Source organism: Streptomyces alkaliphilus (assembly GCF_014141535.1).
Taxonomy (GTDB): domain Bacteria; phylum Actinomycetota; class Actinomycetes; order Streptomycetales; family Streptomycetaceae; genus Streptomyces; species Streptomyces alkaliphilus.
The window spans coordinates 1-11,068 of sequence record NZ_VKHT01000064.1 but is presented as its reverse complement, the minus strand read 5'-3'; the positions used below and the strand labels follow the sequence as shown (position 1 = coordinate 11,068).

Here is an 11,068-nt window from a genome sequence, read left to right as displayed (position 1 = left end):
GGGTGCTGGAGGATGCGCCGGGGAACGACAGGGCCCCCCACGCACCCGCCAGAGCCAACCTACCCTTGCTGCCTTCCGGCCCTGGGGGAGTTCAGTTGGATAGCGCCGCGTGAGGGGCTGCGCCCAGCCTACCCGATCACCGGGGCCGCCCGGTCCCCGCCCGGGGGCGGGTCGTCCGGCGGTCCACGGGCGACCGGCCGGCAGGTGGTCCCCACCCCGGTCCCGGGGCGGGGAGGGGGCCGGATTCGCACCCACGCCCCCCGGTTGTGTATGGTGCGTCGCGGAGGATTCGCCTAGAGGCCTAGGGCGCACGCTTGGAAAGCGTGTTGGGTTCACACCCTCACGAGTTCGAATCTCGTATCCTCCGCTCCAGCTCTCACCGGGCTGAACGAAGACCCCGACCGCTCAGCGGTCGGGGTCTTCGTCGTCCCGTGGTTGCAGTTTTGGTTGCAGTTGGCTTGCCCGGACAGGCTGCGGGATCTCGGTCAAGGGCCCCCGGCCAGGCACAGCAGCGTCATAGCATCACTACGGCTCACGCCCGCGCACAGCGATGGATCCACGCCACCCGGAGGTTCTTCCGCTCTGCATCCCCAACAGCCCTCGTAGATAGGCGACCATCCGCCGCCGGGGCTCCGCCCGACCGAACCGCCCCGCGAACCGCGCCACGAAGCCCTCGAACATCCCCGACCAACCGCCGACCAACTCCTCGTTCACACTCCGACCAACGAAGCCATGCCCACAACATCACGGAGTGTCGTTGCAGTACTACGTACCGCCCGCCGAGTACGAACGCGACTGGTGGCGACAACAGGAAGCCACCCCACAGTTCGCCTGAAACAAGATCGCCGGAATCTACGAAACTCGGGGCAGCTCAGTCGGGCTGGGTTCGCTCAATCCCCTGGGCCCGATGCCGACCCTGCGGGTGTCTCGGTTTCTGACTTGGAGCAATGAGGGTCCAACCTCAAGGTTGGGCCCTCATTGCTCCAACATCGCTCGTCTCTCACGCCTGCCGAGCGGACTCGCAGTGGAGGTCGAACCACGCACGTGCCGAGCTCATGTAGCTGTCGGTCCGCGACGTAGGCCTGTCCAGCTGCGCCACGAGCGCATTCCGATGGGAAAGCAGCGCGGCGTGCAGATCCAGATCCCGCTCCGCCATCAACTGGAGAGCAGCAAGTGCACGGGCACTGCACCCATCGAGGTCGGGCCAGGATCCGTCCGGGGACCGCAGCTCGCTGGTACGCCCTTCGGCCGATGCGTAGGCGAAGGCAACGAAGACCGAATGAGAGCCGGAAATCGAAGGCTTCATGATGTGGTCGGCCACATCGCCGAGGATCTCCTGAGTCCATTTTCGGCGAGGAAACCACATCGCGCCCCAGGCGGCGGCATATCGGTAGGATGGATTCGGCCTACGTTTCGGTACCTGACTGGAGAGTAGCTCCGCCTTGTTCATCATGTGCAAGGAGCGCGCCATCCAACCGATCCCGTTCCAGTGCTCCGCCTCGTCGAGGACTACGTCCCGTTGCATCTGCCTGCCAATTGCCTCGACCACAGCAGGTGTCAGGCGATGGGCGAAGTCTGGCCGCACCCTGAGCGCGACGTCCAGCAGCACATCGATGGAATGCGCATTGAGGCGCTTCACAAGTGATGCGGGCTGCAGACGCTCCAGTTCATCGAACAAGCACTGGACAGGCTCGTCGGCTTCCGCTGTCGATAGCAGCGACAGCAGAGAGGGCGTGTGCATCAGGTCCTTCACCCGTGCGTAGCCGAGTCTTCTGGCCAACCGCTGTACAGGGATGTCAGCGGCCAGTCGGCAGGCCCAGTCCATGTCCCAGATCAAGGCCATCCGCAGGACGTCGCCGAGTGCGGCCGGGCTGGTCACCTGCATCACCGTCGCCTGATGTCGGGTACGGAGCTTGTCCACCCACTTCGAGTACACGCCTCCCGGACGCAATCCGAGCGCCACCAGTTGACGGACGACCTGGTACTGCTGAGTGGGGTGTTGAATGTGGGCGAGTTCGCTCGTGAAGGCGTTCCAGGCTCCCCGTTCGCCCTGCAGGTCGCGCATCAGATCGGCACCGACGCCGACGGACACCCGCTCCACCGCCGTCAGCAGCCGGGCCGCCTCGACGGGGTCGTTGTACACGGCCTGACGCACCTTGTCCCGCAGCAGGCCGTCCTTGGGCCGGGAATGAGAAACCTTCTTGTTCTTCAGGTAGTCGACGGTCGCCGCGGCGGTGTCGCCGTTCAGCCCGGCCAGCACGTTGATCACCTCGGTCACCTGGTTCGTACTGGCTCCGCGACCAATCTGTGCGCCCCAGCGCCGGCCTACTGAATCCGTGGTCTCTGTGCCGTCCTTTCGTAGCACCCACAGTCCGGCGTCTTCCGCCGGCACGCCCCCGTCGATAAGGGTCCGAGCTATCTCACGCGCGCACAGCGCCGCTGACGAGGGGGAGGTGGACGCCATCTTCTCTATGAAGTCAGCCGAGTCGTACTCGTTGACGTACTGGGCCGGCAGCCCTTGGTACATTGCGCGGCCGAGCTGGTGGAAATAGCGCCGGGCGTCCGCGACAGGCGCGTCTTTCATCCCCTCGAAGAGTTTGCTATCCGCCACCTGCCAGCCCAGTTTCTCCAGAAAGGCCGCCCCGAACTCCTCGTTCTGTCCCAGCAGCAGAGCGGCCTGCGAGCCCCACGGCCGCATTGAGCGGTTCAGCGCATGAGCGACGACATTCACGAAGAGGTCCAGACACTCCTCCCGAAAGGAGGCATGGGCCTCCCAGATCCCCTTGATCAGGTGGTACTGAATGGAGATGCGCGGGTCTTCCTCCAGCCGGGCGCTCACCCAGTCCTTACCGAGTTCCTCTGCGAGGTACTGGCCGAACCCCTTGTCCTCGGTCAGGAACAGCTCGTCGACGCGCGCCGTCGCCGACAGGATCAGACCAGCGCCCTTGCCGTCCTGGTGAGCCCGGACCTGCTGGGCAAGGATGCGCGCGAGACCGGCGTCGGGACGCTCCCCGTGGTCGCCGTAGAGCGCTTGACGGGCGGTGTAGTCGTGGATCTCGCTGGTCGTCCGGAGCAGCAGGGCCGCGTCCGTCGGGGTCGCGGTGCGCAGGGCCTTGTGGATGGCGACGCCGAAGCTCCCGCCCTTGTTGAGCTCTTTGTCGTTCAGCATCCTGGTCACGAAGGCGACCTGGTAGTCCCGGGCCTCCTCCAGCGCGTACCGCAGGTCCGCCGCGTCCGTGTGCCGCAGCGCCTGCCGGATACCGACGTGCACGTCGCGCCGGCCGAGGACGGTGTCCCAATCCTCGTAGTCGGGGTCGTAGCGCAGCCGGAGGACGAGGTTCGAGAGGTACACCGCGATCCCGCGAGCGGGGTCGGGATCGTGGTCGAGGAGCTTGCGCACCTCGGCCTCGTTCTGGACCCAGGAGGCGTACTCCGGATTGCCGATGTCGTTGCCGGCGCGCCGCACCAGGCGTTCGACCCGTCCGACCGTTCGGTAGTCGAGGGCCCTGTCCGGGTTGAGGTGGATCAGGGTCTTCGATCCGCACGTGGCCACGACCTCGTCGAGGCGCGGATGGTGGAAGCGGCTGAGCTGCTCCAGCACGCTGTACAGACCGTCGCCGGGCCTAGGCCTGTCCTCCAGGAGATCTTCGAAGTGCTCGGCCATCCATCTGGTGAGGGTGTCGAACTGGCTGTCGTCGAAGCGGTGCCGGTGCCGGTGGATCGCGCGGACCACGGCCAGCAGGGAGCGTGCGGACCCGGGGGTCGTCTTCGGCAGCCGCGTCATGAGGGTCTTGAGGAGCCTGCCGATCACCTTCTCGCCGAGGGAGGAGTCCATCGCAAGCACCACCAACGCGATGCCGACCGGTGGCGCGTTCCGCCGCCATTTGTCGAAGTCGTCCTCGTGGTCAGGATGCAGCAGGCGCTCCGCGAGGCTCCGGCAGACCCGGTCGTCGTACAGGCGTGCGCCGCGGAGCATGGGCAGCAGCCCGCTTCGGTTGTCCCCCAGGTCACGGAAGAGCTCTTTGGAAACGAGGTCGGCGATGAGGTCGTGACGGCGTGGCCGGGGGGCCTCGTGGTCGTGCACGGCTTCTGCGTAGGCGTCCAGAATCGTGCGGGAGTCGGTGGGGCTGAGAAAGCGGAGCCGGTCGAGGGCCCGGTCCGGAGCGGCACCGAGCATGCAGAGCTGGTCGCGTTGTTCCTCGGCGACGCTCACGTTCCCCCCGAGCAGGGAGACGGCTGCGACGACGGCGGCCAGGTTCTGTGCGTCGGCCCCCAGCTCGTCGTCGAACTTCTGCCTCAGTTCCTCATCGAGCCGCTCGGGCCTGTCGTTCCCGCCGCGGTAGTCGCACAGACCCTTGACGAATCGGGCGAGGTCGTGGGGAAAGCGGCGCGCCAGGGCGTCGACGAAACGTGGGTTGCCTGCGACCTTGTCCCCGTGGATCTCCCGGGCGCGCCCGGCCAGGTCGAGGAGGGCGGCGGGGCCCACGATGGACGGAACGACGGTGAGGTTCGCCGCCTGCCAGTCGTGGGACGAGTTGAGGTCGTACTCCAGGCAGGCAAGGACGCTGACGCCGAGCTCCGCCGACACGGCGGGCAGCATGCGGTCGACATCCGTCTCGCCCATCGGCCGGATGCCGTCGAGGATGACGACGGGGCAGCCGGGCTCCTGCTGTTCCAGGGGACCGAGGCTGCCAAGAGCATGCCGTACGGCTTCGGCCAGGATGTCACGGGTCGGGAACGCCCGGTCTTCGGGTTCGAGCGTGATCACGCGCCGGCCGGCCTCGGCGAGTGAACGTGCCGTGCAGCGGGCAGCGCAGCTCTTCCCGGAGCCCGACGGCCCTCCCAGCACGGCCACCTTGCGCTCCGGGTCCCGGAAGACCGCCACAAGGCTGTCGACCTGGTCCATCCGGATGTCCGGGAGGTGCTGACCGTCGGGCTGCGTCAGCGACCAGTCGTGGAAACTCCATCCTGTGGCCTTCAGCTCACCCTTGTGCCAGTTCTGCGCCCATTCGTCCCAGGCCGTCCCCCAGTACGCGCGCGCCGCACCGGCCAGGGTGAGGCCGGGGTCCGCGACCACGAGCGTCGGGGTGCCGTCCCCGGCGGAGGTACGGAACCAGCCACCGCGGCCAGGATGGACGAGCGTGCCGCCGCAGGCGTCGGCGCGCAGGGACGCCTCGCCGGGTTCCATGGGCTGGAATTGTGTCTTCGCGCCGAGAGGGGGCGGGGAGTACGCACCGGCGGCCGACATGCCGGGCGCAGGGTGGGGTAGTTCGGGGACGGCAAGTGTCCGCGCAAGGAGCCGCAGGGCAGCGGGCAGGGCCACCGTGGTGTCGTCGAGGCGGCTCGGCGGCAGCAGACCCGGGGCCGCCAGTCTCGGCTTCGGGTCCCCCTTGAGTTCCTCGTCCATGCCCAACTGGAGGAGCAGGGTCCGTACGGGCTCGGCGCTTCCGTCGGAGGCCCTGTTGGTGGCCTGAGTGACGGACCGCCATCTCCTGGTGATGCTGGCCAACTTCCGGACCGTGTCGTCGTGACCGGCTGCGGCGTCACCGGTCTTGCTCTCCAGGACGAACCGGGTCGCCCAGGCCGTGGGCGGCAGCTCCGGGTCGGCTTCGGGACGGAGGACGGTGACGTCCAGGTACTCGTCGGTCGGGCCCTTGGGGCTGGCGGCCTCCTTGGACGCGGCACCCGTGGGCGAGCCTTCCGTGGCCAGGTCTTCCTCGGTCCGGCGCTGCTCGGGGACGTACGGGCCGCTGGCGGGTGCGCAGGCCCGCTCGTAGAGGCCGACGAGGTCGTCCTCCATGCCTTCGATGCTCTGGATGTGCGCGACCAGCTCGGCGTCCGGACCTTCGCAGGCCTCCGGGTCCAGGACCATGTCGACCAGCCGTTCGAGACTGGTGCGACCGGAGCCGGTCACGAACCGGTCCGGGATGCCCAGCGCCGCGCCGTGCAGCTCCCTCCGCTCGGCCTCCTCCAGCAGGGGCCTGATGCCCTCGGCGTGCAAGTGTCCGAGCAGAACGTCCCAGGACATGCGCAGGGTGGATTCCACGCGCTTCGTCAGGATGTCGTCGAGGGCGAGCAACGCGCCCACGACACTCTCACGTGCCGAGACGAAGTCCAGGGCCATCATCTCGCCTCCTCACTGCGATCGGTCGTCGGGGGCGGTCCGGGTGGATCGGACTCAGCCGTGTCCGGTCGGGGCGGATCGGGGCGAACGTCGAGACAGAACACTCCACGCAGGTCGGTCACCACCAGGCGGGATCCGTCCGCGTCGAAGGCGAGCGCGACGGGCTGGTCCGGCAGTGGAAACCGGGTCACCGGCCGTTCGTCGCCGGAGGTGATCGGGAGGAGGCGCAGCCAGGGTTTCTGCGCGCCACCCGCCGCGGCCGCCAGGCTGTCGCCGACGGCGAACGCTAACGTTCCGTCGCGCACGTCGGGAACGTCGGGACTTCTCGTCCCGTGACTCTCGTCCCATACGAACGGCCTCCCACTGCGGTCGAGCATGCCCACCGTGCGGCCGCTCGACGACACCACGGCGTGCTGCGCATCGGGGATGAGCAGCGGCTGGCGCCGTAACGCCGTCACTCCCATGTCCAGGACGCGCGCGGTCACGATGCCGGACTCGGTGGTGGCGACGAGCCGTCGGTCGCCGGCCTCGCCCCCCAGGTGGACCTGAGTGACGCGGCTCGATCCCAGTACGGCGAACGACCTGGTCCGTTTGGTGGTGCCCGGTTCGACGATCTCGATCCGCGTGCCCCTGGCGACGGCCAGCAGGCCGTCGTCGTGCAACGAGAACGCCGTCGCCCCGTCCAGGGCTGCCAGCGGCTCGGGGTCCCGCCCCGTCAGCGGCCGCCACAAATGTCCCACGTCGTCCGCCACGAACGCGACGACGGGCTTGCCGTCGACGACGGCGAATGCCAGGTGCGAGGCGATGCCGGCATCCTCGGACCGCACCGCCTCGTCGAGCGGCCTGCCGTCCGCCAGATTCCACAGCCGTAAGGAGGCGTCGCCGTGGGTGGTCACCACGTAGCCGTCGCCGGACGCGCCGGACGCGACCGCAAGGAGGTCGGGTACGGCCACACCGTCCAGGGGGGTGGCCCACAGGATGTCGACACCGGCGCCGAAACCGCGCGGGTCCAGACCGCGCCCCTCCTCCCCGGACTTGAGGAGGCTGAGCTTCAGCTGGAACGCCCGCTCCGCCGGGTGTCGTCCGGGCATCTGGGCCCGGACGCCCTTGAGGACCCATTTCGGAAACAGCCGGCCCCCTCCGGCGTCCAGTTGTCGGGCGAGGGCGCTGCCGGGCAGTGCCGCCCAGAAGGCCATCGAGGTCAGCTCGGTGGCGAACCGCTGCTCGAACGGTCGGGCGGCAGCGGCGAACAGGGCGGTCAGCGCCATGTCCGCCGCCCAGTCAATGCCGGGCTCCTCGGCCGCGGGCGTCCCTCCCGTGTCGGCTCCCGACGCGTGGACGGGCAGGCAGTCCCGTACCACCTCGGCGAACTCCGGCCGGCACGATTTCAGCGCGGTGGGGGTGGCGAGGCGCCACGCCGGGGGCCCGGTGGAGGAGCCGGTGCCCTCGCCCGTACCCCTGCCCGTCACCGCGGTGCCCAGCAGCTCCGCGGCCTTCCTCGCCTCCTCCGGGCCGTACGTCCTGCCGGAGCGGTCCGCGGCCGTGGCGAGCGCCGCCCAGAGCTCGGCCGTCAGGCCGGCGTCGTACCCGCACGCCGCCGCGGCCCGCACCGGCTCCAGCATCGCCCGGCACCATTTGTCCGGGTGACCGCGGGAGGCGAGCAGGCTCCGATGGAAGATCGTCAGCTGCTTCTCCGCCTCGTGCCGTGCCTCCGCCTCGCCGTCGCGGCCGTGGCGGGTGTCGAGGAAGGCGTCGACAGCGTGGACCGCCGCCCCGAAGTGTCCGTGGCAGGCGGCGGCGACCGCGCCCGCGCCCCGTGCGCGGGCGTAGGCGCGGACGCCCTCGTCGTCGGTGCCGAGCTGGAACACTGGGAGCTGGAGGCGCTGCCACACCGCGTCGGCGTCGGCGTCGTGGCCCGCCGAGGCGATGACGGTGGTGCGCGCGTACTCCGCCAGGGGGTCGAGCAGCTCCATGACCACGGCCGCGGGCTCTTCCGCCGCATGGAGGTCGTCCACCAGAACGGTCCGGGGAGGCAGGTCCTCCAATGCCTCGCATAGCTCGTCCGGGGTCGGGGCGTTCCCCGGGTGGTCGAGGCCGAGCGCCCGGGCGATCCGCCGGGCCAGGCGCGACACGTCGGCGTCCTGGGCGGTCACCAGCGCGTGCACCGAGTCGTCCGGGAGGATCAGACCGCGCCGGACGACGGGCGGCAACAGCCGCCGCCACTCGGTCTTCCCGCACACGGCCAGGTGTCCGAGAAGCGCGCTCTTGCCGACCCCGGCTGCGCCCCGGAGGATGAGCGGCTCGGCCGCTCCACCACCGGCGATGAACTCGCGGAGACGCAGCTGTTCCTCGCGCCGTCCCGAGAAGAACCAGCCTTCCTGGCGCGGCCGGCTCCGTCCGCGTGCCAGGTGGGACCACTCGTCGAGATCCCGGTCGAGCCAGTTGGGCGACGTCCGGGGCATGTACGCCGGATCGAGTAGGACTCGGCAGCTCCGGCGGTCGACGGAGGACACCCAGACTTCCTGGCTGTCCGTCGGCAGGTGACTGTTGAGCCGCTCCACGAGAGCGGAGGGCTCGATGAACTCCCGGGCGCCGTCGCTCTGGGAGAGCGTCTTGGCGAACGCACGGGCGAAGGCCAACTGTCGGGCCTGCTGAGCCTTCCGGGCGGTGGCGATCACCCAGACGTCGTACCTGACGCTGCCGACGCCAGCCTGACGCCGACGGGTCTCCATGGCTTCGCCCGCGCCGGGCTCGGAATAGCAGGCGTCGAGGACGACGACCGCCTGCTCGAAGAGTTCCTTCTTGTGTTCCCGGTCGCCCCCGTACAGGGTGTTGATGATGTGTTGTGGTTCAAGGAGACCGTCGCTCTTCACCCACGCGTCGTACGTCGGCAGTGCCAGACCCCACGTGGAGTCGTTGTTCCGCTCGCCGTGCCCGGTGCAATAGACGAACAGCGACAGCGGGGGCTCCTGTTCGCCGCGGCTCACCCCTTTCAACCACGTACCGAGCTCCTTGCACGCCTCGTGCAGGCCCCGCTCTCCGACGGCCCCCTCGAGCCTGGGGATCTCCCGCATCCCCAGGTCCATGAGCGTTCGGCGCATCAACCTGAGTTCGTCCGGAACGTGTTCGAGCCGCGCCAGGCCCGTTTCCTCGCCGTACCCGCCTTCCCCCGCCAGCAAGAACCACCGCTCACCCAAGAGCTGCCTCGACAGCGCGTGCGGTCCGCAGGTTGGCCAAGTAGAGGGTGCAGTCGTGCATGCGGTGCAGCGGGTTGGTGACGACGAAGTCCTCGACTTCTCCGCCGTAGAGGGTATTGATGCGCTTGCGCAGGGCGACGACGTCCTGCTCGGCGGCCACATTCACCCAGCGACGCACGGACGGCGGGCGGCCGGGTTCAGCATCGGCCGTGCGGGCCAGGCGGCGCCGAATGGACTTCAGTCCGAGCGGCGAGCCCATCGTGACCAGGGTGTCGATCCGGACATCCTTGAGGTTCCACAGGACCTCGTAGGCGGCAACGCTCCCCAACGAGTGGGCGAGGACCACCCGGGTGCCCTCCTGAATCGCGGCCTCCAGCTCACCCCGGATCTCCTCACCCAGGGCAGCGTCCTCGAAGTACCGGTGCACCTGCTTGATCTGGCGGATGAGAAGCGACGCGGTCATCCCGCCGAGGTACGGCGTCCTCTCCAGGATGTCGAGGCAGGCCTGCGCGCCACGAACGACGAGCCCCTTGGAGGCCGGCCCGTCGATCTCCTCATCGAAAGCCGCCGGATCCGCCTCCCGGGCCATGGCCTCCAGGATTTCGTACTCGAAGCCGTCGGCCACGTCGGCGGCGGTGTAAAGCACGTCATCGCCGGACTTGCCCGTGCCACCGTTGTACAGGTGGCCGTAGAAGGCCGCCTCGAACGTCACCGTCCCGGCGTCGGGATACCGGATGTTCCGCAGCCCAGCGCTCAGCGCGCCGTGCCACGTCTCGTGCATCTCCTCGCGTGACTTCCAGGACCAACCGATGCCGTGTACGCCGACGATACGGGCCACGCTCGCCTCCCCCCATTGACTGTCCAGAACATCCCGGACCAGCACCCCAAAAGGGTAGCGCCTGAGCACCTGGAGGCGGTGCGCTAGCGGACATCTCCTGCACCCGTACGCGATGTACGTGTTGGCAATTCCTGAATCTGGGTTTTGGATCATCCGTCGCCGAGAGGACGTCCCCTTCATGCACGAGAGGCGACACAGGGCCTGACCTCGCAAGGCGGCCGGGGCTTGTGGTCTCGGTTCTGGTTTCGTTCATCCCCATCCAGCCCTGTCCGGAGGAGAGCACCCCGAACACTCTTCCGTAGTTCAGGACACCTGCGGCCCCTGCTGGATCCCGGGTTCACACCCTCAGCAGTTCGGATCCCGCATCCTCCGCCTCGCCCACTGTGGCATCGAGGGTTCCGACCGCTTGGCGCTCGGGTCCCTGGTGGCCGCCCGGCGGCATCACGCGGGCGCCGGCCCTCCGCCGCGTCTGTCCCTCCACGCCGAAAAGCACCACCGAGCCCGACCGTTCGGCGGTCGCGCGGGTGATTCCCACGCCTTGGAGAAGGGGAGGGCGGAGGTATCGACCGGAACGCCCCTTCCGTGTTCGACAACCGACGCCCGTCGGAAGGGGACCCGCGGGGGTGTCGAGAGATCTCGAGGGGGACGAGGCGCGGACCGGCGTGAACGGCCTTGTACGGGGCATCCGTTCGCCACGGCGAACCCCCGCCCTTCCGGTGCGGGGCGCCGCGAGGAACAGGAGGAGCAGATGCTCGCGTTCATAGCCGCCGTGCTCTTCGGCATCGCTTTCATCATTCATGCCACCGGGACCGCCACCGAGGCGATCTTCAGCGCCACGAGCCTGATGCTCGTGGGGCTGACGCTGGTGGCCCTGCACCTGGCGGGTGTGGGGGTCGGTCGAACCGGGTG

General features: G+C 69.0%; 3 protein-coding genes, 1 tRNA gene and 1 other RNA gene. 1 reads left to right on the top strand and 4 read right to left on the bottom strand.

Annotated features, from left to right (window positions below):
• Window positions 1-26: 26 nt before the first annotated feature.
• Window positions 27-121, bottom strand: an RNA gene (ffs, locus tag FNQ90_RS04180) — signal recognition particle sRNA small type.
• A gap of 161 nt (window positions 122-282) precedes the next feature.
• Between ffs and FNQ90_RS04175 the strand changes: the two genes are divergently transcribed.
• A tRNA-Ser gene (locus tag FNQ90_RS04175) sits at window positions 283-367 on the top strand.
• A 633-nt stretch (window positions 368-1,000) separates the two neighbouring features.
• On the opposite strand, the gene FNQ90_RS04170 is transcribed toward FNQ90_RS04175, so the two are convergent.
• The 3 genes from FNQ90_RS04170 to FNQ90_RS04160 all read right to left on the bottom strand — a co-directional run bounded on the left by FNQ90_RS04170 (window position 1,001) and on the right by FNQ90_RS04160 (window position 10,159).
• Window positions 1,001-6,127, bottom strand: coding sequence for a hypothetical protein (locus tag FNQ90_RS04170; RefSeq protein WP_182605019.1), 5,127 nt, complete (start codon window positions 6,125-6,127; stop codon window positions 1,001-1,003).
• Window positions 6,124-9,225, bottom strand: coding sequence for an NACHT and WD repeat domain-containing protein (locus FNQ90_RS04165; RefSeq protein ID WP_182605018.1), 3,102 nt, complete (start codon window positions 9,223-9,225; stop codon window positions 6,124-6,126). The genes FNQ90_RS04170 and FNQ90_RS04165 overlap by 4 nt, the downstream gene beginning before the upstream one ends.
• A gap of 88 nt (window positions 9,226-9,313) precedes the next feature.
• Window positions 9,314-10,159, bottom strand: a complete 846-nt coding sequence (locus FNQ90_RS04160) for a hypothetical protein (RefSeq protein WP_182605017.1) — start codon at window positions 10,157-10,159, stop codon at window positions 9,314-9,316.
• Between the last annotated feature and the right edge of the window lie 909 nt (window positions 10,160-11,068).